25 protein-coding genes are annotated in these 25398 nt (G+C 62.1%); 14 read left to right on the top strand and 11 right to left on the bottom strand.

Annotation, left to right across the window (positions count from 1 at the left end; translation table 11 throughout):
• Positions 1–70 precede the first annotated feature (70 nt).
• Positions 71–925, top strand: coding sequence for an acyl-homoserine-lactone synthase (locus AC2FMD_RS05705; RefSeq protein ID WP_496681309.1), 855 nt, complete (start codon positions 71–73; stop codon positions 923–925).
• A 169-nt stretch (positions 926–1094) separates the two neighbouring features.
• On the opposite strand, the gene tig is transcribed toward AC2FMD_RS05705, so the two are convergent.
• From tig to AC2FMD_RS05690, 3 genes are all read right to left on the bottom strand, one after another.
• Complete coding sequence (gene tig / locus AC2FMD_RS05700) at positions 1095–2426, bottom strand: trigger factor (RefSeq protein ID WP_496681325.1); 1332 nt, start codon at positions 2424–2426, stop codon at positions 1095–1097.
• 184 nt (positions 2427–2610) lie between these two features.
• Positions 2611–3732, bottom strand: a complete 1122-nt coding sequence (locus tag AC2FMD_RS05695; protein WP_496740817.1) for a porin — start codon at positions 3730–3732, stop codon at positions 2611–2613.
• 308 nt (positions 3733–4040) lie between these two features.
• The gene (locus AC2FMD_RS05690; protein WP_496740819.1) at positions 4041–5618 is read right to left on the bottom strand and encodes an NAD(P)H-hydrate dehydratase; all 1578 of its coding nucleotides are present in this window, start codon (positions 5616–5618) and stop codon (positions 4041–4043) included.
• Positions 5619–5787: 169 nt separating this feature from the next.
• On the opposite strand from AC2FMD_RS05690, the gene AC2FMD_RS05685 reads away from it, so the two are divergent.
• The 4 genes from AC2FMD_RS05685 (at position 5788) to AC2FMD_RS05670 (ending at position 9601) form a co-directional block, all read left to right on the top strand.
• Complete coding sequence (locus AC2FMD_RS05685) at positions 5788–6126, top strand: P-II family nitrogen regulator (protein ID WP_496740821.1); 339 nt, start codon at positions 5788–5790, stop codon at positions 6124–6126.
• A 32-nt stretch (positions 6127–6158) separates the two neighbouring features.
• Entirely contained in the window at positions 6159–7565 is a 1407-nt protein-coding gene (gene glnA, locus AC2FMD_RS05680; RefSeq protein ID WP_496681303.1) for a type I glutamate--ammonia ligase, read from the top strand.
• Positions 7566–7712: 147 nt separating this feature from the next.
• Positions 7713–8507 (top strand): lytic murein transglycosylase, encoded by a 795-nt coding sequence (locus AC2FMD_RS05675; RefSeq protein ID WP_496711435.1) that lies wholly within the window; start codon positions 7713–7715, stop codon positions 8505–8507.
• 182 nt (positions 8508–8689) lie between these two features.
• Positions 8690–9601, top strand: a complete 912-nt coding sequence (locus AC2FMD_RS05670) for a hypothetical protein (RefSeq protein ID WP_496711434.1) — start codon at positions 8690–8692, stop codon at positions 9599–9601.
• Positions 9602–9637: 36 nt separating this feature from the next.
• On the opposite strand, the gene AC2FMD_RS05665 is transcribed toward AC2FMD_RS05670, so the two are convergent.
• A complete protein-coding gene (locus tag AC2FMD_RS05665; protein ID WP_496740827.1) occupies positions 9638–10381 on the bottom strand; it encodes a heme-dependent oxidative N-demethylase family protein in 744 nt (247 codons plus the stop codon).
• A 123-nt stretch (positions 10382–10504) separates the two neighbouring features.
• On the opposite strand from AC2FMD_RS05665, the gene dddP reads away from it, so the two are divergent.
• Positions 10505–11848 (top strand): dimethylsulfonioproprionate lyase DddP, encoded by a 1344-nt coding sequence (gene dddP, locus AC2FMD_RS05660; RefSeq protein WP_496740829.1) that lies wholly within the window; start codon positions 10505–10507, stop codon positions 11846–11848.
• Between the two features lie 3 nt (positions 11849–11851).
• Here dddP and AC2FMD_RS05655 read toward each other — a convergent pair whose 3' ends face one another.
• Entirely contained in the window at positions 11852–12043 is a 192-nt protein-coding gene (locus AC2FMD_RS05655) for a hypothetical protein (RefSeq protein WP_496686537.1), read from the bottom strand.
• 249 nt (positions 12044–12292) lie between these two features.
• Between AC2FMD_RS05655 and AC2FMD_RS05650 the strand changes: the two genes are divergently transcribed.
• The 6 genes from AC2FMD_RS05650 (at position 12293) to AC2FMD_RS05625 (ending at position 18108) form a co-directional block, all read left to right on the top strand.
• A complete protein-coding gene (locus tag AC2FMD_RS05650; RefSeq protein ID WP_496740831.1) occupies positions 12293–13522 on the top strand; it encodes a bifunctional alpha/beta hydrolase/OsmC family protein in 1230 nt (409 codons plus the stop codon).
• Between the two features lie 177 nt (positions 13523–13699).
• Positions 13700–15004 (top strand): adenylosuccinate lyase, encoded by a 1305-nt coding sequence (gene purB / locus AC2FMD_RS05645; protein WP_496686542.1) that lies wholly within the window; start codon positions 13700–13702, stop codon positions 15002–15004.
• 126 nt (positions 15005–15130) lie between these two features.
• Positions 15131–15283 carry an adenylosuccinate lyase gene (locus tag AC2FMD_RS05640; protein ID WP_496681285.1) on the top strand — a complete coding sequence of 51 codons (153 nt, stop codon included), beginning with the start codon at positions 15131–15133 and terminating at the stop codon, positions 15281–15283.
• A 100-nt stretch (positions 15284–15383) separates the two neighbouring features.
• The gene (locus AC2FMD_RS05635; RefSeq protein WP_496681283.1) at positions 15384–15923 is read left to right on the top strand and encodes a tetratricopeptide repeat protein; all 540 of its coding nucleotides are present in this window, start codon (positions 15384–15386) and stop codon (positions 15921–15923) included.
• Between the two features lie 66 nt (positions 15924–15989).
• A complete protein-coding gene (locus AC2FMD_RS05630) occupies positions 15990–17087 on the top strand; it encodes a flagellar motor switch protein FliG (RefSeq protein WP_496794785.1) in 1098 nt (365 codons plus the stop codon).
• A gap of 97 nt (positions 17088–17184) precedes the next feature.
• Positions 17185–18108: a lysophospholipid acyltransferase family protein gene (locus tag AC2FMD_RS05625; RefSeq protein ID WP_496686552.1), complete on the top strand. Its 924-nt coding sequence runs from the start codon at positions 17185–17187 to the stop codon at positions 18106–18108.
• A gap of 4 nt (positions 18109–18112) precedes the next feature.
• Here the strand turns inward: AC2FMD_RS05625 and AC2FMD_RS05620 are convergent, their stop codons facing one another.
• On the bottom strand, positions 18113–18811 hold the full coding sequence (locus AC2FMD_RS05620; RefSeq protein ID WP_496740835.1) for a DUF1223 domain-containing protein: 699 nt from the start codon (positions 18809–18811) through the stop codon (positions 18113–18115).
• A 226-nt stretch (positions 18812–19037) separates the two neighbouring features.
• On the opposite strand from AC2FMD_RS05620, the gene acnA reads away from it, so the two are divergent.
• Both acnA and AC2FMD_RS05610 read left to right on the top strand, forming a co-directional pair.
• Positions 19038–21728: an aconitate hydratase AcnA gene (gene acnA, locus AC2FMD_RS05615; protein WP_496727582.1), complete on the top strand. Its 2691-nt coding sequence runs from the start codon at positions 19038–19040 to the stop codon at positions 21726–21728.
• Positions 21729–21838: 110 nt separating this feature from the next.
• Complete coding sequence (locus tag AC2FMD_RS05610; protein WP_496740840.1) at positions 21839–22540, top strand: SDR family NAD(P)-dependent oxidoreductase; 702 nt, start codon at positions 21839–21841, stop codon at positions 22538–22540.
• Positions 22541–22548: 8 nt separating this feature from the next.
• On the opposite strand, the gene AC2FMD_RS05605 is transcribed toward AC2FMD_RS05610, so the two are convergent.
• Genes AC2FMD_RS05605 through ccmA form a run of 5 tightly spaced genes read right to left on the bottom strand, consistent with a single transcriptional unit; the run spans position 22549 to position 25322 of the window.
• The gene (locus tag AC2FMD_RS05605; protein ID WP_496681274.1) at positions 22549–23088 is read right to left on the bottom strand and encodes a DsbE family thiol:disulfide interchange protein; all 540 of its coding nucleotides are present in this window, start codon (positions 23086–23088) and stop codon (positions 22549–22551) included.
• On the bottom strand, positions 23081–23239 hold the full coding sequence (gene ccmD / locus AC2FMD_RS05600) for a heme exporter protein CcmD (protein WP_005982370.1): 159 nt from the start codon (positions 23237–23239) through the stop codon (positions 23081–23083). Before ccmD ends, AC2FMD_RS05605 begins: the two co-directional genes overlap by 8 nt.
• Positions 23236–24009, bottom strand: a complete 774-nt coding sequence (locus tag AC2FMD_RS05595; RefSeq protein ID WP_496686559.1) for a heme ABC transporter permease — start codon at positions 24007–24009, stop codon at positions 23236–23238. The genes ccmD and AC2FMD_RS05595 overlap by 4 nt, the downstream gene beginning before the upstream one ends.
• 45 nt (positions 24010–24054) lie before the next feature.
• Entirely contained in the window at positions 24055–24711 is a 657-nt protein-coding gene (ccmB, locus tag AC2FMD_RS05590; protein WP_496711955.1) for a heme exporter protein CcmB, read from the bottom strand.
• The gene (gene ccmA / locus AC2FMD_RS05585; RefSeq protein ID WP_496740844.1) at positions 24708–25322 is read right to left on the bottom strand and encodes a heme ABC exporter ATP-binding protein CcmA; all 615 of its coding nucleotides are present in this window, start codon (positions 25320–25322) and stop codon (positions 24708–24710) included. Before ccmA ends, ccmB begins: the two co-directional genes overlap by 4 nt.
• Between the last annotated feature and the right edge of the window lie 76 nt (positions 25323–25398).

Genomic DNA, 25398 nt, shown 5'->3' with positions numbered 1-25398 from the left:
ATCCCCAATAGTCATGTTTCCAAAGTTGGTTAATCTCAACTTCACGGTAACCAGACTGTAGGGGGATGGAATGATCATCGTAATTGATGGTATCAACCAGCACAAATTCAAAGACGTCCTGGACGAAATGTTCAAGCTGCGCGCACGCGTTTTCGGGGATCGCTTGGGCTGGGAAGTAAACATTAAGGATGGCCGGGAACGCGATCATTTCGACGACCTCAATCCTGCCCATGTTGTCAGCATCAGCGACGAGGGCGATGTTGTCGGCTGTATGCGTCTCTTGCAGACGACCGGTCCGCATATGCTGGCCGATGTGTTCAACTCGATCTTGGATGGTGAGCCGCCGATCCGCAGCGCCCAAGTGTGGGAAGCGACGCGTTTCTGTGTCGATACAAAGAAACTTGGTCGCGGACGGGGCAAGAACTCAGTGTCCTATGTTACCAGCGAGGTCATGATCGGTTCCTTCGAATACGCGATGGAAGCCGGCGTCATGGACGCAGTGGCCGTCATCGACCCGGTCATGAACCGCGTCCTGCAACGTTCGGGCAATGCGCCGTATGACTATGTCGGAACAGCCAAACCGATGGGCAAGGTTGTAGCCATGGCTGCCCTGATGGATTGCTCGGAAGAGCGGATCACGTCCATCCGGAACTACGCGGGAATCGACCATGACGTGTTCCTGAGCGACCAGCAGGCCCGCGACCTGTTCGACAGAATCGAGACAACGCAATTGTCGCCGGCGAACCGGGATCACAAACCCCTGTCCGAGCTCGAAACCTATTTCGTCGAACAGATGGCCGCGGCCAAGACCGAATCTGAACGCCAGGCCGTGCTGAACCTTATCGAGGCGCTGTCGGACCAGTTCACGCCCGAACAGAAAACAGCTCTCCTTCAGACCCCCCGTGCTTTTGCTCATGAGGCCTGACCCCCTCACCTCATAAGAACAAAAGCCACCCATGCGGAGCCGCCCCATTCCAGGCGGCTCCGCTTTTTATTTGGGGGGGTCTTCTGACACGGGGCAGACAAAAGAAAAGGCCCCCTGCGCGGGGGCCTTTGAACATTACGGTCAATCGGTTTCCGGCTGACGGAGATTGTTATTCCTCTTCCAGCGCTTCGACGGCCTTCTGCAGGTCGTCCTTGCCGACCTCCTTCTCGGTGACATCGGCCAGTTCGACCACATAGTCGACGACCTTGTCTTCGAAGATCGGCGCGCGCAGTTGCTGCTGCATCTGAGCATTCTGCTGAACGAATTCGAAGAACTGACGCTCTTGCCCCGGATACTGGCGGGCCTGGTTCATGATCGCCTGGGTCATCTCGGCATCGGTGACCTCCACCTCGGCCTTCTGGCCCAGTTCGGCAAGCAGCAGGCCCAAGCGCACGCGGCGCTCGGCCAGCTTGGTGTGCTCTTCGGTGGGCTCGATCTCTTCGTGATCATGGCCCTGGACGTCGGGGTTCTCTTCGTGCCACAGCTGGTGCGCGATCTGCTTGGCTTCAGCCTCGACAAGGGTCGGCGGCAGATCGAACGACACCATCTTATCCAGCTCGTCCAGCAGGGCGCGCTTCATCACCGCTCGCGAGGCGCCGGCATATTCGGCTTCCAGGCGCTCGGCGATCTGCTTTTTCAGCGCGTCCAGATCCTCGGCACCAAATTTCTGGGCCAGCTCGTCGTTGATCTCGGCTGCGACGGGCTCTTTCACCTCTTTCACGGTGCAGGTGAACACGGCCTCTTTGCCGGCCAGGTGTTCGGCTCCGTATTCCTCAGGGAAGGACACGGTCACGTCCTTCACCTCTTCGGCCTTCACGCCGACCAGTTGATCCTCGAAACCGGGGATGAAGCTGTTCGATCCCAGAACCAGCGGATAGTCTTCGGCCGAACCGCCTTCGAAGGGCTCACCGTCAATCTTGCCGACAAAATCGATGACGACCTGATCGCCCTCTTTCGCCTTCGAGCCCTTGCGGCGGGCTTTGAAATCCTGCGCGGTTTCGGCCAGGTTCTTCAGAGCCTCTTCCACGGCGGCGTCGTCGGCCTTGACCACCAGCTTTTCCAGCTTAACGGACTTCAGATCAACCTCGGGGATTTCCGGCAGCGCCTCGTAGGTCATCTCGACGTGAACGTCGTCGCCTTCTTTCCAGTCCTCGTTGGTCATCTTGACCTGGGGCTGCAGGGCGGGACGGTCGCCGCTCTCCTCGAAATGCTTATTCATGGCGCCATCGATGGTCTCTTGCATGGCTTCGCCAAGCAGACGCTGGCCGAACTGCTTTTTCAGCAGCGCCATCGGCACCTTGCCTTTGCGGAAACCTTTCATCTCGATTTCCGGCTGGGCTTCGGCCAGTTTCTCGTTGACCTTCTCGTCCAGCTCGGCGGCGGTGACAACGATGTTGTAGCCGCGTTTCAGACCTTCGTTCAGCGTCTCGGTAACCTGCATTCTGGTAGTCCCCATAGGATTCGGGGCGCGCAAAACGGGCGCGCCGGGCAAATTTGACGCCTTCTATTTGCCCAGCCGCCGAAGGGCAAGGGGCAAGGTGCCTGTTCGGCTCCGATTTGCCGCCCTGCCCTACAAAAAACGCCCCGGACCGGGCCGGGGCGCTTGGATTGACGGTTTGACGCGATCAGAACTTCCAGCGCGCGCCCAGAACCCAGGCTTCGTTCTTGTCGAACGATGTGCCGTCGTCGAAATCGTGGTTGCGGTATTTCAGGTAGGCATCGGTGTTGATGCTGTCGATCCGCTGGACCACGGCGATGCCCCAGGATTCAGTGCTGGAGCCGTCAGTGTCGAAGTCCGACCCATCATAATAGTCGATGCCGACGCCCGTCTTGCCCCAGGACACCCAGTCGCCTTCATAGGCGATCTTGGTGTACCAGAAACTCGGGTCGCTCTGGCCTGCGACGTTGTCACGGCTGCCGGCCGCCGCGGTAAAGCTGAACCCGCTGGGCAGCAGCACCGAGGCCGACCCCACGGTATCGTTGCGCTCGCCCGACCCATTGTCGAAGTCGCGCACGGCATAGGCGAGGCTGGCCGCAAACTCGACACCACCGGCGAAGGTGTTGTTGTAGTTCACCGCCACGTCGTAATAGTCGTCGTCATCGCTGCTGGACAGGATGTTTTGGCCATAGGCGAAGCTGGCCGAGAATCCGCTGAAGTCAGGGGTGTCATACCGCACGCGGCCGCGGCGCGCGCCGTCAAAGTTGCTGGTGCTATCGCCCACGGTTATGCCACTCAGGGCCCCGTTGGTTCCACGGTAGAAGAAGCCCGAGTTTTCGTCGGCCGTATAGGAATACAGCGCCGTCCCCACATAGGACAGGTCGGTTTGCGCCGCCCCGTCCGATGCCATGCTGCCCTGACCGGCCGAGAATTTACCCCAGCTGCCCTTCAGCCCGAAATCGACATAGCGGATGTCTTCACGGGTCCAGCCGCTGAAATTGGTGCCGTTCTGGTTCCACTCGGTCGAGTTCGGCAGACCCAGCGCGGTCTCGAAGCGAAAGGTGAACTCGTTCTGTCCGAAGGGCTGCAGCAGGCTCAGGCCGACGCGGCTGTTGGACAGGTCGTTGTCCAGAAGGCGGGTGTCAGTATCCTGCCCATCATCCACCGAGATGATTGCCGGGCTCAGTTGCCCGTACAGAAGGACATATCCGCCCGAGTTGTTTTCGTATTTCACTTCAGCCGCGGCGGGGATCGCCGTGGTGGCCGCCAGCAGCGCTGCTGCCGAGGGAAGTCTGAGATTGAGTGTCATGTCGTTCACCATGAATGCTTCCGGTTTCGGATACTGCTCAGATGTTCAGTCGAACCTTGCGGTTCCAGTGGTCCTCCGCCCACCATGGCCGGACATTGCAATTTCGCCACACACTGCGACGCGATTACGCCAAGATACAAAGTTTTTTCAATGCTTTAGCTTTTCCACTTCGCAACATCATCAAAGCTGCGAATGAATTCTGCCACTTGGCCATGCATATAGCAAACACTGGCTCTGCAATTGCGCAGGCTTGACGGCAGAAATTCGCCGGAAATCCGGTGATTTGTACTGGAAATGTCACCCAGAGTTCATACCTGCAACAGTCTAAGCACCTCCGGCAGCTGTTCGGGCAGATCCTCGGCAATCAGGCCAGGCCCGAAACTGCGGGCGCACTCGACATGGAGCCAGGCGGCGATCTCGGCCGCCGTCGGCGCGGAGAACCCGCGCGCCAGCAGCCCTGCGATGAACCCCGACAACACATCACCGGCCCCGGCCGTCGCCAGCCAGGGAACGGCGCGGTCGTGGTGGGCCGAATTGACGATACAGCGGCCATCCGACGCGGCGATGACCGTATCCGCGCCCTTGAACAGAACTGTGCAACCCGCACGCTTTGCAGCGTCGCGCACGGCATCGACCTTGGAATAGGCCGGCCCCTTGATCGGAATTTCGGCCAGCCGGGCCGCAAGATCCGGGAACAGGCGCGCGAACTCGCCACCATGGGGGGTCAGAACGCAATTCTCGCGAAGAAGGCGGAACAGTGCTTCGGGCGCGTCGGCGAAGGCGGTCAGCGCATCCGCGTCCAGTACTGCCGGCCGAGGCGATACATCGCCGCCCCCAAGAGCCACCGGCACCAGTTCGCGCGCACGCTCAAGCCCCAACCCCGGCCCGATGCAGAGCGCATTCAGGCGCTCATCCCCCAGAACCTCGGTCAGGCCCGCCGCCCCGTCGACCCGCCGCAACATCAGCGCGGTGATCTGGCCGGCCACCTCCGACTGGGCAGACGGCGGCACCGCCAGAGTCACCAACCCCGCCCCGATCCTCAGTGCCGCGCGCGCGGCCAGCCGCGCGGCTCCGGTCTTGCCGGAGCCACCAGTCAGGACCAGTGCATGACCATGCGCATATTTGTGCCCGGCACCGGCCTTGGTCAGCAGATGCGGCAGCACTCGGCAGTCTCGCGCGATCGGCGTCTTGCTGTTGTACAGCGCACCGCCTTCGCGGCGCCGGATCCCCAGCGGCTTGACCGCCACCTTGCCCGAGACGGCCGCCGCTTCGGCCAACCGATGCCCCAGCCGGGGGCATTCGAAGGTCACCGTCAGGTCGGCACCCGAATTGGCGTGCGCTTCGAACAACGGGCGGCCGCTGTCTGCGCAATATCCCGACGGCATGTCCACCGCGACCACCCGAACCGGAGAAGGCCCCTGACGCATCACTCCCAGCAACCCGAGCACTTGCGTGACTGCCGAGTCGAGCCTGCGGGACAAGCCCGTTCCGAACAGGGCATCCACCACCACCGAGGGACGCTCCGGTGGCGGACCAATAAAGGCCTCGATGGCCTGAACGGTCCCGCCCAGCGCCGTCCACCTGTCAAAATTCACCTTGGCGTCCGGCGGCAGTTTTCGAGGTTCGCCAAAAAGATACACACCGACCTCCCACCCCCAGTCCCGCATCAGACGCGCCACCACGAATCCGTCGCCGCCATTGTTGCCCGGGCCGCACAGGACAACCGCACGCTGGGGTTCTTTGGCAAGATCGGGCCATTCTTCTAAAATCGCCTCGAAAATGCCACGCCCGGCCGTCTCCATCAGATCCAGCCCGGTGGCCTGACCAGACTCGATTGCCTCTTGCTCGATCGCCCGCATCTGCGCTGCCGTCAGCAATTCCACCATGTCATGCCTCTCACCGATTCAGTTTCGTCCATTTTTTGTGCAAGTCGCCCATTTTTTAAACTGCCCTTCGTTTTGCACCGCCCGGCTGGCCCACAAACCCGCATTCGGATTGCCCCGTGATCTTAGACGTGGTGACTGCGGTTCTGACAACCATGCGAGGTGAGCCGGAATGAAAAAGATCGAAGCGATCATCAAGCCGTTCAAGCTGGATGAAGTGAAAGAAGCGCTCCAAGACGTGGGCGTGCAGGGCCTCAGCGTCATCGAGGTCAAGGGGTTCGGTCGTCAGAAAGGGCATACCGAACTGTACCGCGGCGCCGAATACGTCGTCGACTTTCTTCCCAAGGTGAAGGTCGAGGTCGTTCTGGACGACGATCAGGTCGATGCCGCCATCGAGGCCATCGTCGCGGCCGCCAAGACCGACAAGATCGGCGACGGCAAGATCTTCGTCTCGCCCGTCGAACAAGCCATTCGCATCCGCACCGGAGAAACCGGCCCGGACGCGTTGTAATCGCAATTCTGCAAATCTAGAGGAACAGTATTATGAGCAAGGACGCAGTTCTTCAGCTGATCAAGGAAGAGGGTGCCGAATATGTCGACATCCGCTTCACCGACCCGCGCGGCAAGCTGCAGCACGTGACCGTGATGGCGGATCAGGTCGATGAGGACTTCCTGGACGAAGGCTTCATGTTCGACGGATCGTCGATCGCCGGCTGGAAGTCGATCGAAGCATCGGACATGAAACTGATGCCCGACACCGAAAGCGCCTATGTCGATCCGTTCTACGCGGAAAAGACCATCTGCATTCACTGCTCGGTGGTCGAGCCCGACACCGGCGAACCCTACGAGCGTGACCCGCGCGGCACCGCGCAGAAGGCCGAGGCCTACCTGAAGTCGTCGGGCATCGGCGACGCGGCGTTTTTCGGCCCCGAAGCAGAATTCTTCCTGTTCGATGACGTGCGTTTCTCGAACAGCATCAACAAGGTATCCTACGAAGTTGATGCTACCGACGCATCGTGGAACACCGACACCGAATACGAGATGGGCAACATGGGCCATCGTCCGGGCGTCAAGGGTGGCTACTTCCCGGTGAACCCGATCGACGAAGCCCAGGACCTGCGTTCGGAAATGCTGTCGACCATGAAACGTCTGGGCATGAAGGTCGACAAGCACCACCACGAAGTGGCTTCGTGCCAGCACGAGCTGGGGCTCATCTTTGACAGCCTGACCAAACAGGCCGACGAGCTGCAGAAATACAAGTATGTCATCCACAACGTGGCGCACGCCTACGGCAAATCGGCCACCTTCATGCCCAAGCCGATCGCGGGCGACAACGGCACTGGCATGCACGTGAACATGTCGATCTGGAAAGACGGCAAGCCGCTGTTTGCTGGCGACAAATATGCCGACCTGTCGGACGAGGCCCTGTGGTTCATTGGCGGCATCCTCAAGCACGCCAAAACCCTAAACGCCTTCACCAACCCGTCGACCAACAGCTACAAGCGCCTGATCCCGGGCTTCGAAGCCCCCGTTCTGCGCGCCTACTCGGCCCGCAACCGTTCGGGTTGTGTCCGTATTCCGTGGACTGAATCGCCGAAAGCCAAGCGCGTCGAGGCCCGCTTCCCCGACCCGTCGGCAAACCCCTACCTGGCCTTTGCAGCCCTGCTGATGGCCGGCCTGGACGGCATCAAGAACAAGATCGATCCGGGCGAGGCGATGGACAAGAACCTCTACGATCTGCCCGCCGAAGAGTTGGCCGGTATCCCGACCGTCTGCGGCAGCCTGCGCGAAGCTCTGGAGAGCCTGGCAGCCGACCACGACTTCCTGCTGCAGGGCGACGTGTTCACCAAGGATCAGATCGACGGCTACATCGCGCTGAAGATGGAAGAGGTCGAAACCTACGAGCACACCCCGCACCCGGTCGAGTACGGCATGTACTACAGCTGCTGATCGCAGCAGGTTGATGCTACCTTTTCAAGGGCGCCCTGCGGGGCGCCCTTTTTTTGATTTGGGCGCTCCGGGTTCAGCAAAGCGCTTTGTAGTGTTGCCGACAGGCTCTAACCTTGGTCTCAGTCATTTTTTGAACGGATTGATGCTATGATGCGCGCAGCCCTGCTTGTTTCGGCCCTGTCCCTCGCTCCGGCGACTGCTCTGGCCGCCCCCTGCGGCAATGACGGCAGCGGTTTCGAAACGTGGAAAACCAGTTTCGCCCAACAGGCCCGCAGGGCTGGCGTCAGGAAGAAGGGGCTGCAGGCATTGGCCCAGACCTGGTATGCGGCCGGCACGATCGCCGCCGACCGCAATCAAAAAAGCTTCAGATATTCGCTGGGCAAATTCCTGCAGATCCGTGGCGCCGACACGATCGTCGCGCAGGGCCGCAAACGCAAGGCTCGCAACCCGCAATTCTATGCCGCGCTCGAACGCCATTACGGCGTGCCGGCCGGTGTTCTGATCGCCATTCACGGCATGGAAACCGGGTTTGGCCGCTTCATGGGAGACAGCCAGGTCGTTTCCGCAATTACAACACTGGCCTATGATTGTCGCCGATCCGAGTTCTTCATTCCACACGCCATCGGCGCCCTGAAACTGGTCGACCAAGGCAGTATTTCGATGGCAACAAAAGGGGCAAAACATGGCGAGTTGGGCCACACGCAGTTTCTTCCCGGGAACGCCCTGCGCTATGGCGTAGACGCCACCGGAGACGGCAGGGTCGATTTCTATAACCCGACCGACGCGCTTGCCTCGACCGCGAATTTCCTGCGCAAGAAAGGGTGGAAACCCGGCCGCGGCTACCAACCGGGAGAGCCGAATTTCGCGGTGTTGCAGCAGTGGAACGCGGCCAGCGTCTATCAGCAGGCCATCGCGATCATGGCTGCCCGAATCGATAAATGATACCCGGCGGGCGCTACCGACCGCGCCCCCAATTTCGCCACAATGTCGCCACAGTACCTAAGATTTTGGTCTAATTTCTTGGTTTCCAAAGCGTAATCAATCATCGGATTTCCGTTCTTTTTTGCAGAATGGTCAAATTTCCTCCCCGATGTCCTGCTAGATTTGTTTTCAACGATGCCGACTTGAAGGAAAGTCTTGTGACCTCGAAGCACTCATATCACGGCGGCCTGCAGTTCCAGGGAGACCCGGATGGCGCGCTCGAACGCTTCGGCGAGATCGTTGCCGCCACGCTCGAGGATTACGGCCATCTGGTCGAGCGCAAGGCTCTGCTCAGCGCGACCGAGGCAAGTATCGTAACCAGCCAATATCTGGTTTCCCTCATCGTCGAAACGGAAAGCCCGGAAACGCCCCCGCAATGCCGTCGCGATCAGATGGCCGGGCTGAAAACGATTATCCGTCCCGCCGCGGCCCGTCCCAGAAACCGTCTGACTGTATCACTGTTGCCCGTGTCCGGGCTGCTCGACGATTCCGAGATCTCGGAACTGATGCTGGTGGTGATGCTGTACCGGATGGTCGACATCTGCACCACCCAGCGCGTGGAATGGCTGTCGCCGAAAACCGTTCTGACGACCGAGCAGTTCATGAGCGCGTTTGATACGTTCATGCCGCGCAAGATCCGCAGTCGGCACGACGCATTTGGCGTCGTCAGCGGCCCGTTCGCCGGTCTACGGACCGAAAACACCGACGTCGAGGTCGACGAAGTGCCAGCCCCGAAGGCAACCAGCGGCCGCCCGATCCAGCTGACGGATGATCAATTGCTGAGCATCGCCTTCAGGGCTGAGGCCGACGAACCGCAAGAACAGGTGACCGAGGACGAGGACCGCCCCAGCGATGCGCTGCGCCTGAGCAGCTGGGCCATGACCGGAATCGTGGCCAGCATGTCGGCGCCTCTTGCCCTGTCGCTGGCAGCTGTGAACCTGATCAAGGGCGAGGATTTCCGCCTGAACACTCAGGTAATGGTCTTTACCGTGGCCATCGTTTCGCTGAGTTCCAGCAAGGTGTTCGCCGGAGCGGCCAACGCGCTGGGCATGTAGCCGAAATTCAAAGAACCCTCCTTGGAGGCCCCGCCGTCAGGCGGGGTTTTCCATTTCTGGCAGCCGCTCGACCGGCAAGACATAGGTGTGGATCGAGAACACAACTGCCTGCGACTGCGGCAGCCGCACCAGGGTCTGACGCTCGCTGCGCAGGTACCGTGCAGTTCCGCGGTTGCGGATCTCGCGCGGGGCGCTGGCACTGCGGGGCTGGTGCAACTCGGGGTCATCGTACCACAGCGCGTTGAACCGCCACAAAGGCCGAGCAATTTGAATCCCGTCAAACAGGCGCTGCACCCGGCGCGCGATGTTGGGATCATAGCTGTCGACCGGCTCGTGAATGGCGATCAGTGGTCGCATGAATTTCTCGGACAGACGCCAGCTGGCGGGAAAGCACAGGATGGCCCCGGTCAGCACATGCTCGTCGCCCCGTTTCTGCAAGATGCAGAAATCCTCCTGCGCCAGCAGGCAAAGCGTATCCAAAGGATTGTCGCGGTCAATCGGCACGGCGGCCCCGTCCGGGCGCTGCGCGGTGTCGGCCGCCTCGGGATAGGCCTGCGCCAAGACCAGATCCAGCAGTTCGACGGCGGCCGGGTGGGCCTGCGGGTCCAGCGCAAGCACGTCGTCCCGACGGGTTTCAAGCAGGTGCTGGCGGTGGCGCATCTGCGCGGCGAAGGCATCATCGCGATGAAGCCAGTCCTCCATCGTTGTCGGCGCGATCCCCGGCAGCGGTCGCTGTTGGGTCGGATCGTAGGGCAGAGTCTGTTGCAGAATGGCTGTCATGGCCTTGGGTTAGCACTCCAAACAGGCCTTGTCGGTCAAAAAGCGACTGGCAAATCGTCGCAATTCACCCAGACGGGGCCGCCCTGCCCCTTCAGGCTGAACCGGCAAGCAGGGAGGCGCGCCGTGAACCACCACTACCGAGACACCCGCAAGATCGACCCCAGCCGCGGCGCGACGCTTGGCGACGGCACGCCGAACGACAATGACCGGATCGAAATCGGCCCCACCCAACTTGCATTCAGCGAATGGGCCGCCGCCGGGTTGCAAATGCCCAACCTGGACCGGATGCGCGAATATCGCTGGAAACGGCTGACCCAGGCAATCGTCGATCGAGGCTATGGCGGGCTGCTGATGTTCGACCCGCTCAACATCCGCTATGCGACCGACAGCACCAACATGCAGCTGTGGAACACACACAACCCGTTCCGGGCGGTGCTGTTGTGCGCCGATGGCTACATGGTGATCTGGGACTACAAGAACTCGCCCTTTCTGTCGAAATTCAACCCGCTGGTGCGGGAACAGCGCTCGGGCGCGGACTTGTTCTATTTCGACAGGGGCGACAAGGTGGACGTACAGGCGGACGTGTTCGCCAACGAGGTGCGCATACTGATGCAAGACCACGCCCCCGGCCACACCCGGCTGGCGGTGGACAAGATCATGCTGCACGGCCTCCGCGCGCTCGAGGCACAGGGCTTCGAGATCATGGAGGGCGAGGAAGTCACCGAAAAGACCCGCGCCATCAAGGGCCTTGACGAGATCCTTGCCATGCGTTGCGCCAGCCACGCCTGCGAAACCGCCGTGGCCGAGATGGAGAAGTTCGCCCGCACCTATGTTGGTGACGGCAAGACCTCCGAGGATGACATCTGGGCCGTTCTGCACGCCGAAAACATCAAGCGCGGCGGTGAATGGATCGAAACGCGCCTGCTGGCCTCGGGGCCGCGCACCAACCCGTGGTTTCAGGAATGCGGGCCGCGGATCACTCAGAAGAATGAAATCATCGCCTTTGACACCGATCTGATCGGCAGCTACGGCATTTGCGTCGACATCTCGCGTACTTGGTGGATCGGGGATGAAAAACCCCGGCCCGACATGGTCTATGCCATGCAGCACGCGCATGAGCACATCATGACCAACATGGGCATGCTGAAGCCCGGCGTGATGATCCCCGAGTTGACCGCCAACTGCCACAGGCTGGACGACAAGTTCCAGGCGCAGAAATACGGCTGCCTGATGCATGGCGTGGGCCTGTGCGACGAGTGGCCTTTGGTGGCCTATCCCGACAAGGCGGTGCCCGGCGCCTATGACTATCCGCTGGAACCCGGCATGGTGCTGTGCGTCGAGGCAGCCGTGGGCGAAGTCGGCGGCGATTTCTCGATCAAGCTCGAGGATCAGGTGCTGATCACCGAGGATGGATACGAAAACCTGACCACCTACCCGTTCGATGCCGCTCTCATGGGGCTCGAATAGGTCTCAATCCGTCCAGTACGAGCGGCGCACATTTCCGCGCCAATCCTCGGGCGCGGGCTGCTCGATGCCGGCTTGTTCGGAGTCCAGCGGCCAGGTCTGGCCCGCAGCAAAATCCAGCGTAGCAGTCAGCAGCAGCCCCGGCAAAAGCCCGAGGTGATAGCGGTGACAGTGATGGATCGGTTCAACATGTGTCATCGTAGAAATCCTGTTTCATTGTTCGACGAAACATGAGCATGGGGACATCCGAACCATTTACGAAACGAATATCTGATCGCTGCGACACCACAATCCCTGAAGTTTTACCTTCCCGAGACAAGCAAGCCGCAACACCTTCACGATTCAACGCTCCCCTCTCACCTTGGCGTGACGCGCCTGACACAGGGGTTGAGGCCCCCGCGCCCGGCCCCCAGTATTGCCGGAACCCGATCAACGGAAGGAGCGGCTATGCCCACCGAACGCATCACCTTTGCCGGACACGACGGCAGTCAATTGGCTGCACGCTTGGATCTGCCCGACGGGCCGGTGCTGGCGACGGCGCTGTTTGCCCATTGCTTCACCTGCTCAAAGGACATCCCCGCCGCCCGGCGGATCAGCGCGCGGCTGGCGGCGATGGGCTTTGCGGTGCTGCGGTTCGATTTCACGGGCCTTGGCCATTCCGAAGGCGAGTTTGCCAACACCACCTTTACCACGAACGTGCAGGACCTGATCGCGGCGGCTCAGTATCTGGCCGAGCGGAACATGGCGCCGGATCTGCTGATCGGGCATTCCCTGGGTGGGGCGGCCGTGTTGCGGGCTCGGGCCGGGATCCCCTCGGTCAAGGCGGTGGTCACCATCGGCGCCCCGGCCGACCCCGGCCATGTGGCCCATCACTTCGAGGGCGCACGCACGCAGATCGAACAGGATGGCAGCGCCGAGGTGCTTTTGGGCGGACGGCCGATCCGCATCGGGCGCGACTTCGTGCGCGACATATCGGAATCGGCGCTGATCCCGGCAATCGAGCGCCTGAAGGCCGCTCTGCTGATCCTGCATGCCCCGCTCGACGAAACCGTGGGCATCAACAATGCCAGCACGATCTTTCTGGCCGCCAAGCACCCCAAAAGCTTTGTCACGCTGGATGATGCCGACCACCTGATCACCCGCCCCAGGGACGCGGACTATGCCGCCGACGTCATTGCCGCCTGGGTGTCGCGCTATGTGCCACTGTCGCCACCCGCCCCACCGCCGGGCGCACCCGAAGGCGTCGTGCGCGTAACCGAGGTGGACCCGAACGGATTCCTGCAAGACATCCAGTCAGGCCCGAACCATCATGCCGTGGCCGACGAACCGGCTTCCTACGGCGGCACCGATCGCGGCATGTCACCCTATGGGTTCGTGTCGGCCGGGCTGGGCGCCTGTACCTCAATGACCATCCGCATGTACGCCCGGCGCAAACAATGGCCGCTGACCGGGGTCACCGTGGATGTCTGCCACGACAAATTGCACGCGCAGGATGCGGGGCTGGCCGGCGATGGCAAGGTGGACCAGTTCCGCCGCAAGATCCGCCTGGCTGGGCCTCTGGATGAGGCCCAGCGGGCCAAGCTCCTCGAAATCGCCGACAAATGCCCGGTGCACCGCACGCTCGAGAACTCGACCCATATCACGACCGAACTGCTGCCGGCCCAGGACCCGGTCTGACCCGGCCCGAGGCCGCCACAGGGCACAGACAGACCGGGGATCGGCGGACGGTCGGCCAGAACGGCGCTTGTGCGGGGGCAAACCGTCTCAGTAGGTCCTTCGCGGCTTGCCGGATGTGCCGGACAAGGCTATGACCCGCGCCGACACCCATTGCCAATCACGAAGGTCCTGCCGCCCATGATCCCCCGCTATTCCCGCCCCGAAATGGTCGCCGTCTGGTCGCCCGAGACCAAGTTCCGCATCTGGTACGAGATCGAGGCCCATGCCTGCGACGCGATGGCCGACCTGGGCGTCATCCCGCGCGAAAACGCCGAGGCCGTCTGGAAGGCCAAGGACGTGGAATTCGACGTAGCCCGTATCGACGAGATCGAGGCCGTCACCAAGCATGACGTCATCGCCTTTCTGACGCATCTGGCCGAGCACGTCGGCAGCGAAGAGGCCCGTTTCGTCCATCAGGGCATGACCAGCTCGGACGTGCTCGACACCTGCTTCAACGTGCAGTTGACCCGCGCCGCTGACATCCTGATCGCCGATCTCGAAGGCCTGCTGGCCGCGCTCAAGCGCCGCGCCTACGAGCACAAGGACACTGTCCGCATCGGCCGCAGCCACGGCATTCATGCCGAGCCCACCACCATGGGCCTGACCTTCGCGCGCTTCTACGCCGAGATGGACCGCAACCTGTCTCGGATGCGCGACGCCCGCGCCGAGATCGCCACCGGCGCCATCAGCGGCGCGGTCGGCACCTTCGCCAATATCGACCCGCGTGTCGAAGAACATGTCTGCGAAAAACTTGGCCTGGTACCCGAGCCGATCAGCACGCAGGTCATCCCGCGCGACCGCCACGCGGCCTTCTTTGCCACGCTGGGCGTGATCGCCAGCAGCATCGAGAACATCGCCATCGAAATCCGCCACATGCAGCGCACCGAGGTTCTGGAAGCCGAGGAGTTTTTTTCCAAAGGCCAGAAGGGCTCGTCGGCGATGCCGCACAAGCGCAACCCGGTTCTGACCGAAAACCTGACCGGCCTGGCCCGGCTGGTGCGCATGACCGTGATCCCGGCGATGGAGAACGTGGCCCTGTGGCACGAGCGCGACATCAGCCACAGCTCGGTCGAGCGCAACATCGGCCCTGACGCAACCGTAACGCTAGACTTCGCCCTGCACCGCCTGACCGGGGTGATCGACAAGCTGGTGGTCTATCCGGACAACATGCTGGCCAACATGAACAAGTTCCGCGGTCTGGTCATGAGCCAGCGCGTGCTGCTGGCCCTGACCCAGGCCGGCGTCAGCCGCGAGGACGCCTATCGCCTGGTGCAGCGCAACGCGATGAAGGTCTGGGAAGAAGGCAAGGACTTCAAGACCGAACTGCTGGCAGACCCGGACGTGACGGCAGTGCTGAGCAAGGAAGAGATCGAAGAAAAATTCGATCTCGGCTATCACACCAAGCATGTCGACACGATCTTCGAGCGGGTGTTCGGCGAGTAACCCTCGACGCATGAACGGCTTTTTTGGGGCCCGGATCGCACAGTACGATCCGGGCCCCTGTCTTTTGCGAAAACATCCGAAATCGGCTATGCTGGGTGGGCAATTTCCGTTCAAGGAGAGCCCACCATGATCCGCATGACCCTCTGCGCACTGGCCCTTGCCCTGTCCGCCTCGTCCGCATTCGCCTGCCAAGCCCACAGCAAGCAATCGCAATCCTGTGCGCCCGGCACGACTTGGGATTCGGCCTCGGAAAGCTGTGTGAAAAACGCCAGCAGCTGAGCATCTGACCCAGTTGTGAACTGATCCGGGCGATTTCCTGTTAGCTTTTCCTCGGAACGCGCTATGCTTTGCCCAAGCGAATTTCGAGATGGAGTTTGACATGCGCCTTTTGTTGGCCTCGGCGATTGCCCTTCAAAGTTTTGCCTTTGCCCCCGCGGTCAGTGCCGCAGGCGGGGACAGCAGCCCCCCGAAACCGACAAACACCACCAAGAAATGCCTGTTCGGCAGAGTCTATGACGAGGCGGCGGGCCGCTGCGTCAAACCCAACAAGACCAATTTCACCGACGACCAACTGTATCAGGCCGTGCGCGAGATGGCCTATGCCGGCCAATACGAAAACGCCCAATCCGTGTTGCGCATCATGGATCAAGACGACGACCGCGTCCTGACCTATTGGGGCTTCACCTACCGCAAGATGGGCAAGGTCGATCTGGCCAACGCCCATTACATGCGCGCGATTGCGGCGAACCCCGACAACATCCTGGCACGCAGCTACATGGGCCAAGGTTTCGTGGCCGAGGGCAAGACCGACCTGGCCATCGCCCAATGGCGCGAGATCAAGGCCCGGGGCGGTGAAGGCAGCTGGGCCGAAGCGTCGCTGCGACAAGCGATCCGCACAGGGTTGACCTACAGTTACTAGAGTTCAGCTTTTCTTTACGCGACTCTCGCTAATCTGCCTGCGCAACGAATTTGACAGCACAGGCAGATGCAAGACTCCAACGCTTTGGTTCAGAAGGCCCTGGGCGCCGCGCCGCTGGCGGCCGAACAACAGGACGACGCGCCGCGCGTGGTTCCCCGTCACCTGACACCCGGACAAAAGGCCGCGATCATCGTGCGCCTGCTATTGAACGAGGGTGCGGATTTCCCGCTCGAGGAACTGCCCGACGAGCTGCAGGAACGGCTGACCGTGCAACTGGGGCAGATGGGGCTGGTCGATCGGGTGACGCTGGCGGCGGTGGCTCAGGAATTCGCCGATGCGCTCGACAGTGTCGGCCTGGCGTTTCCGCACGGGCTGGCGGGTGCGCTGGACGCGGTGAACGGCAAGATCGCCCCCACGACGGCCGCACGGCTGCGCAAGGTGGCGGGCATGCGCCAGGTCGGTGACCCGTGGCAGCGCCTGCGCGACGTGCCGGTCGAGGATCTGGCCCGCATGGCCCAGGCCGAAAGCACCGAGGTGGCGGCGGTCATGCTTTCCAAGCTGGATACAGCGACGGCCGCGAAACTGCTGGGGCATCTTCCCGGCCCGGTGGCACGCCGGATCACCTATGCGGTCTCGAAAACCACCAATGTCTCGCCCGAGGCGGTCGAACGCATCGGCTGGTCGCTGGCCGCGCAGTTGGATCAGCGCCCGACCCCGGCCTTCGGAGACGACCCCGGAGCGCGGGTGGGGGCGATTCTGAATCAATCCTCGGCGGCCACCCGGGACGAGTTGTTGAGCGCCCTCGAAGAAGAAGACAAGAGCTTTGCACAAGCGGTGCGCCGCTCGATCTTCACCTTTGCCCACATCGCCAAACGCATCGCGCCGCGGGATGTTCCCGCGGTCTTGCGCGGGATTGACCAGCCCGTTCTTGTCACCGCGCTGGCTGGTGCAAACAGCGACGAAGACAAAGCATCTGCCGAGTTCCTGCTTTCCAACATGTCGTCGCGCATGGCCGACAACCTGCGCGAAGAAATCGCCGAGCGTGGCAAGGTCAAGCAAGCCGACGCCGAAGAAGCCATGACCCAGGTCGTGGGCGCCATCCGCGCGCTGGTCGATGAAGGCACGATCACCTTGAACGAAGAGGAGGCCGAGGGCGGGGACTGATCCCCTGCCCGACCGTCCGCCCATACGGTGCTTGTGGTTGCCCGGCGCCCTCTGTATGTCTGGCCCCGCAAATCACATAACCCGTCGAGACCCTCGCATGCCCGCCGAAAAGTCGGAACTGAGCCGCGTTCAGCTTGCAAAATATTATGTCGCCAACCTGTTTCTGAAAGGCGTGATCGGCACCATGCGCTTGCTGCCCTACGAGCGGCGGATCGCAACGATGGGCGCGATTGCACGAGCGCTGTCGCCGCTGGTGGGGTTCACCAAGCGGGTGCGCAGCAACCTGAGACTGACCTGCCCCGAACTGACCGAGAGCGACGTCAAACGCATCTGCCGTGCAGTACCCGACAATGCGGGCCGCGCGATCATGGAGCATTTCTCGCCCGAGGATTTCACCGAACGGCATAAGACAGCTGTCGTCACCGGGCCGGGCGTGGCTGCCTTTGACCGTGCCGTCGCCGAGGGCCGCCCGGTGATGATGATCACCGCGCATTTCGGGCATTACCTGGCCGCGCGGATCGCGTTGCAGGCGCACAGCGGCAAACCGATCGGCTGCTTGTACCGGCGCATGGCCAACCCCTATTTCAACGAGATGTATGTCGAAGCCTTTCACAAGACCGGCAAGCCGATGTTCGAACAGGGGCGCCGGGGCATGGTGGAAATGGTGCGGTCGTTGAAGAATGGCGGCATCATCGCCATCGTGTCCGACCTGCACGCCCATGGCGGCGAAGAGCTGACGTTTTTCGGCAAACCGGCGGTGACCTCGGTTCTGAATGCTGAACTGGCCATGAAATACGATGCAGTGCTGATCCCCTGCTATGCGGTGCGCCAACCCAATGGCATCGATTTCCAGATCGTTCTGCATGACCCGGTGCCGCATTCTGACCCCAAGACCATGACCCAGTTCATCAATGATGATCTGGAGGGGATGGTGCGCCAGCACATGGGTCAGTGGTTCTGGATTCACCGGCGCTGGAAAGCCTGGAACGGCCTGGGCGTTCAGCCTGAAGACATGCCCTGAGCCCTCAATCCACCCGCGCGGCCGCGATGATCGGCCCGTGCCCGGCCTGTTGCAGCAAGACCACGGCCGGCAACTCAGACGCCACCGAGACCTGGAACACCTGCGGCCCGGCCCCATCCCATTGCCCGCCGACATGCCAGGCGTCGATCACGTTGGCATAGTCCAACTCGCGCCCGGCCAATTCACCCCGGCGGATCGAGGCGTGACGCAATGGCGTGTATTGCACGACCCGGACGTCATAGACTGTGCCCGATGGCAGATCGACCGGGGCAACCTGGACCGAAACGGTATCACCGGTTCGCGTCGCCGACACCTGCGCCATGGGCGGCGCGCTCAGATGGCTATCGATCACATGTTCCAACTGTTCGCGTCTGGCCCCGACGATATCCTGCTGCCCGTTGACCACCATCTGCGGCGTATAGATCATGTCGCGCCCGCCCCGGCGCGCATAGGTGCGCTGGCGTGTGGTGTGGAACGGGTTGGCGTATTCGTCCTTCCAGCCGATATAGTCCCAGTAGTCCACATGCAGGGCCAGGCCGATCACGTCATCACGCTTGGCCAGATCGTGCATGATCGCATCCGCCGGCGGACACGAAGAACAGCCCTGCGAGGTGAAAAGCTCGACCACCACCGGACCGTCGGCCGCGGCCGGGACGGCGAGAAACAGAGACAGAAGGGTGGCGGTCAGTCGATGTCGTGGCATGGTCGGCTCGAGGCTCGTGGTTTACGGGAACCGGTTTACAGCCCGGCCGCATCAAGGGCCAATCAAGGTTTCTTGAGACCGGTTTCGGCGGCAATCCGCAAAAATGTGTGCAATGGTATACAAAAATTGCCGCACTCGCCCTGTTGGACCTTGAACCGCAGGCCTTGGTGATGCAGATACCGCTCAGCGAATCCCAATTCCACGTCATTTGAGAGGGAGGCCACAGATGCCCATCAAAGTCGGACAGGATACCGCCAAGACACGCCGCAGCCTGAGCGTGAATGGCAAGTCCATCTCGTATTACTCGATCCCCGCCGCGCAAGAGGCCGGTCTGGGCGATTTCTCCAAGCTTCCCGCCGCGCTGAAAGTGGTGCTGGAAAACATGCTTCGGTTCGAGGACGGCGGTTTCTCGGTCTCGGTCGATGACATCAAGGCTTTCGCCGAATGGGGCGCAAACGGCGGCAAGAACCCGCGCGAGATCGCCTATCGCCCGGCCCGCGTGCTGATGCAAGATTTTACCGGCGTTCCGGCCGTGGTGGACCTGGCCGCGATGCGTGACGGCATCAAGGCGCTGGGGGGCGATCCGCAGAAGATCAACCCGCTGAACCCCGTCGATCTGGTCATCGACCACTCGGTCATGATCGACGAGTTCGGCAACCCGCGCGCCTTCCAGATGAACGTGGACCGCGAATACGAACGGAACATGGAGCGCTACCAGTTCCTGAAATGGGGCCAGAACGCGTTCAATAACTTCCGCGTCGTGCCTCCGGGAACCGGCATCTGCCACCAGGTGAACTTGGAATACCTGGCCCAGACCGTCTGGACCGACACCGACCAGAACGGTGAAGAGGTCGCCTATCCCGATACGCTGGTCGGCACCGACAGCCACACCACCATGGTCAACGGCATGGCCGTTCTGGGCTGGGGCGTCGGCGGGATCGAGGCCGAGGCCGCGATGCTGGGTCAGCCGATCTCGATGCTGATCCCCGAGGTCGTCGGTTTTGAACTGACCGGCGAGATGGTCGAAGGCACCACCGGCACCGACTTGGTTCTGAAGGTCGTGGAAATGCTGCGCGCCAAGGGCGTGGTGGGCAAGTTCGTAGAATTCTACGGCGAAGGCCTGGACCGTCTGCCGCTGGCCGACCGCGCGACCATCGCCAACATGGCGCCTGAATACGGCGCGACCTGTGGCTTCTTCCCGATCGACAACGAAACCCTGCGCTACCTGCGCAACACCGGCCGCGACGAGGACCGCATCGCGCTGGTCGAAGCCTATGCCAAGGAAAACGGTTTCTGGCGCGACGAGAATTATGCCCCGGTCTACACCGACACTCTGTCGCTGGACATGGGCACCATCGTCCCTGCCATCTCGGGCCCCAAGCGCCCGCAGGACTATGTGCCGCTGACCAACGCCAAGGCCGCCTTCCGCAAGGAAATGGAAAACACTTTCAAACGCCCGATGGGCAAGGAAGTGCCGGTCAAAGGCGAAGACTACACGATGGAGTCGGGTAAGGTCGTGATCGCGTCGATTACCTCGTGCACCAACACCTCGAACCCCTATGTGATGATCGGCGCCGGTCTGGTTGCGAAAAAGGCGCATGAGCTGGGCCTGAACCGCAAGCCCTGGGTGAAAACCTCGCTGGCGCCGGGATCGCAGGTCGTGTCCGAATACCTCGAGGCCGCCGGCCTGCAGGAGCATCTGGACGCCATCGGCTTCAACCTGGTGGGTTACGGCTGCACCACCTGCATCGGCAACTCGGGCCCGATCCAGAAAGAGATCTCGGAAGCCATCGCCGAGGGCGATCTGGTGGCAACCTCGGTCCTGTCGGGCAACCGCAACTTCGAAGGCCGGATCTCGCCCGACGTGCGCGCCAACTACTTGGCCTCGCCGCCGCTGGTGGTGGTCTATGCGCTGGCCGGCACGCTGGACATCGACCTGACCTCGGAACCGATCGGTCAGGACAAGGACGGCAACGACGTCTACATGAAGGATCTCTGGCCGAGCCAGAAAGAGATCTCGGATCTGGTCGAAGCTACCGTGACCCGCGAGGCGTTCCAGTCGAAATACGCCGATGTCTTCAAGGGCGACGAGAAATGGCAATCGGTGGAAACCACCGATGCCGAGACCTATGACTGGCCGCCGACGTCGACCTACATCCAGAACCCGCCCTACTTCCAAGGTATGGGGGCACAGCCGGGCACCATCTCGAACATCGAAGGCGCCAAGGTTCTGGCTATTCTGGGCGACATGGTCACCACTGACCACATCTCGCCGGCTGGTTCGTTTGCAACCACCAGCCCTGCAGGCAAATACTTGCTGGAGCGCCAGGTGCAACCGCGCGAGTTCAACTCGTACGGGTCGCGCCGGGGCAACCATGAGGTCATGATGCGCGGCACCTTCGCCAACATCCGCATCAAGAACGAGATGCTGGACGGTGTCGAAGGTGGTTACACCAAAGGCCCCGATGGTCAGCAGACCTCGATCTATGACGCATCGATGGCCTATCAGGCAGAAGGCACGCCGCTGGTCGTGATCGGTGGCGAGCAGTATGGCGCCGGTTCCTCGCGGGACTGGGCGGCAAAGGGCACCGCGCTGCTGGGCGTCAAGGCCGTGATCGCAGAAAGCTTCGAGCGAATCCACCGCTCGAACCTGGTGGGCATGGGTGTCATCCCGTTCGAGTTCACCGCCGGCGACAACCGCAAGACGCTGGGCTTGAAAGGCGACGAGACCTTCTCGATCCACGGTCTGGACACGATCCAGCCGCTGCAGGAGGTGCCCTGCACCATCAACTATGCGGACGGGACCGAGAAGACCATCACGCTCAAGTGCCGCATCGATACCGCGCCCGAGATCGAATACATCGAAAACGGCGGCGTGCTGCACTACGTACTGCGGAACCTGGCCAAGGCCAGCTAAGCCGGCACAAAGCCAAGAACACAAGGGCGCCCCGACCGGGCGCCCTTTTTCATTTCAGGCATTTCAACTATCGCGTTGTGTTTTCTGCAGACTGCCGGTCTGTTTGCGACATGGAAAAAGTTGCATTGATAACCGGCGGCGCGCGTGGAATTGGCCGGGCCATCGCGGTTGATCTGGCCGCGGATCATCGTGTCGCCCTGACGTGGCACACGACCGAACCACAGCCCCTGCCCGATGACCGACCGGCGCTGACCCTGCACAGCAATCTGACGCAAGAAGGTCAGCCCGAAGACGTGGTGCGCCGCGTCAACGACAGATACGGCCGGCTGGATGTCATCATCAACAATGCCGGGCTGGTTCAGGCCACCCCGAAGGACCGGTTCAGCCAAAAGGATCACCAGGCCATTCTTGATCTCAACCTGTTGGTACCGGCCGCCCTGCTGGCCGCCGCGTTGCCTTACCTGCAGCGGGGAGCGTCGATCGTCAGTATCTCGTCAGTCAACGCCGCGCTTCCCCCGCACGACGCCGCGACCTATGGGGCCAGCAAGGCTGCGCTGAACTTGTGGACCCGCGCCATGGCGAAAGAACTGGGTCCTGACGGCATTCGCGTCAACGCGGTGGCTCCTGGAGCGATCAACATCCCCGAAGCCCCCAGACCCGACGATCTGACCGACCTGTTCGTTCAGAACACGGCGCTGGGGCGTGTTGGGATACCAGAAGACATAGCGCGCGCAGTTCGCTTTCTCGCATCTGAAGACGCGTCCTTCATCACCGGAGAGGTGCTGACCGTCTCTGGCGGGTATCGCCTGTAGCCCCGGCGCTACTGCGCGGCGGCTTTCTCCAGCGCCGGGCGAATGGTGTTTTCGATCACGCGCTGGGTGATCGGGCCGGCAAACCGCAGGATGATCGTGCCGTCACCGTCGATCACGTAGGTCTCGGGCACGCCGTAGACGCCCCAGTCCAACCCCATGCGGCCGTTTTCATCGCGCCCGATGGCGGCATAGGGATCGCCCAGCTCGGCCAGGAACGCATCGGCATTGGCAAGCTTGTCTTTGTAGTTGATGCCGTAGACCGGAATACCTTCCTGCGCCAGTTTCTCGAGGTTCGGATGCTCGGCACGGCAGGGTGCACACCAGCTGGCCCAATAGTTCACCAGCTTGACCTGACCGTCGCGCAGGGTTGCGTCGTCGAACCCCTGTTTGCCCGGAAACTCGGTCAGGACAACGGGCGGCGCGGGCTGGCCTTCGCGGGCCGAGGGCAGCGCGTTGGGATCTTCGCGGAACATGCCGATGGCCGCCAGCACGGCGAAGGCGCCGAAAATCAGCGGCGGAGCAATCATCAAGGGCGAGATCTTAGCCATTGCGCGACATCCTCTGTTCAATCTTTTCCATCTCGGCCCGAACCTTGCGCCCACGCAGTATGCTGAAAACCACCAGCGCCACCAGCAGGACGATCGAGGCCGCGTAGGAGGACAGAACCGTTTCGGCGTATTTTCCCAGATCAGGCATCATCCGTTTACCCTTTCCCGTGCCAGCAGCGCCTTGATGCGCCGCGCGCGGATTTCGGTGCCGGTCCGATACAGGACCAGCGCGATGAACAGCAGCACGAAGCCGATGATGCAGGTCAGCAGCGGGTAGAAGAACACGTTGCTGACCTTTTCCTCGGTATCCGTGCCGGTAACCGCCCCGACCCGCATGACCGAGGCACCCTGATGCAGGCCTTGATTCCAGAAATTGACCGCATAGCGGCTGAGGAAGGCAAAGACCGAACCGACCAGACATAGAACCGAGGTCAGGTCGGCCGCAGTATCCGGATCCTCGATCGCCTCCCACAGGGCGACGTAGCCCAAATAGAAAAGGAACAGGATCAGGAACGAGGTCAGGCGCGGATCCCAGGCCCACCAGGTGCCCCACATGGGCTGTCCCCAGATGGCCCCGGTCGCCAGCGCGATCAGCGTCATTACGATGCCTACCGGCGCGGCGGCGCGTGCTGCAAGCGCGCTGACATGGTGACGGCGCACCAGCCAGACCAGCGACGTGACCAGCATCATAATCCAGCAATTGATCGCCATCAGGGCCGATGGCACATGCAGGTAGATGATCTTGACCGTCGACCCTTGCTTGTAGTCGTCAGGCGTGAAGAAAAAACCCCAGACAAGACCGATCACCAGACAGACGGCAGAGCTGATCCAGAAGAACGGCAGCACGCGCTCGGTCGTGGTGAGGAACTTCTTGGGGTTTGCGTATTCCCAGAGGGCGTTGGCTTTGGATGCTATCGACATGGCGCTTATCTAGTCCGTCTCGGGGCGGTTCTCAATTGACATCGGTCAACGCAGATTGACGCGGAGAACCGCGGCGCTGGCAAAGGGTAGCAGGGCGATGGTTGCGGCGGTGATCCCGGCCAGCATCAGCAGAGGTGTGGCGGTCTCCATCCCGGTGGCGCCGCGACGGGCCACCTCGGCCCCGAAGATCAGCGTGGGCACGTAAAGCGGCAGCACCAGCAGCGACAGCAGAAGGCCGCCGCGCTTGAGCCCCACGGTCAGGGCTGCGCCGAAAGTGCCGATCACGCTGAGCGCGGGCGTGCCGATCAACAGAGAGACGACCAGCCAGCCAAAACCGGGGCCAGGCAGGTTCAGCAGCACCCCAAGCACCGGCGCGGCTAGCACCAGCGGCAGACCGGTGGTGATCCAATGTGCCAAGGCCTTGATCGCGGCCACCGCCTCCAGCGGCAGCGGCGCGGTGGCCAGCAGGTCCAGCGACCCGTCCTCCCAATCCAAGGCCAGCAGGCGATCGAGCGACAGCAGACAGGCCAGCAATGCGCCCAGCCACAGCACCCCCGGCGCGATGGTCGCCAGCAGTGATGATTGCGGACCTACAGAGAACGGCACCAGAACGGTGACGATCAGGAAGAAGGCCAGCCCGAGGCCGAACCCTCCGCCCGCGCGGAAGGACAGTTTCAGGTCACGCAACAGCAGGGCGATCACAGGAAGCCTCCGTCGAAGTCATCCAGCGCCGTGGGGCGCGCCTTGTTGGGGCCGACATCCAAGACCTCACCATCGAGGCCCAGGTCGATATGGGTGGCAATCAGGGCCGAGCCGCCCTGCCCCAGATGCGCCCGCACCGCATCGGCGAACATCGCCACCGCGGTCTTGTCCAGTGACACGGTGGGTTCGTCCAGCATCCAGATCGGGCGGCCGGTCACCAGCATTCGGGCCAAACCCAGCCGGCGTTTCTGACCCGCCGACAGGTTGCCTGCGTGACGATCAGCCAGTTCGTTCAGCGCAAAGGCATCCAGCGCGGGCTGGATGTCGCGCGTGCCAAAGACCGAGGCCCAGAAGGTCAGGTTCTCGGTCACGGTCAGGGTGGGTTTCAGCCCGTCGGAATGGGCGGCATAGGCGATCCGGTCCTCTGCCCCCTCAATCCGTCCCGAAAGCGGCTGTTGCAGCCCGGCCAGCGTGCGCAAGAGGGTGGTCTTGCCGATCCCGTTCGGGCCGCGCAGGATCAGCGCCTTACCCGGGGCCAGCGCGAAACTGAGGCCTTCGAGCACGGGCACACCCCCTCGGGCGATGGCAAGATCGGTCACGGTCAATGTCATGAGACCCGCTTATCCGATTGGTTGCGGAGGAAAAAGGTCGGATTTGCCGCAGGGCCTGTTCGCGGGTGGGATGTGA

This window comes from Ruegeria sp. BHSC276, assembly GCF_059612945.1.
Note: the sequence above shows the minus strand (reverse complement) of the source record. Positions and strands in the feature narration are given on the sequence as shown.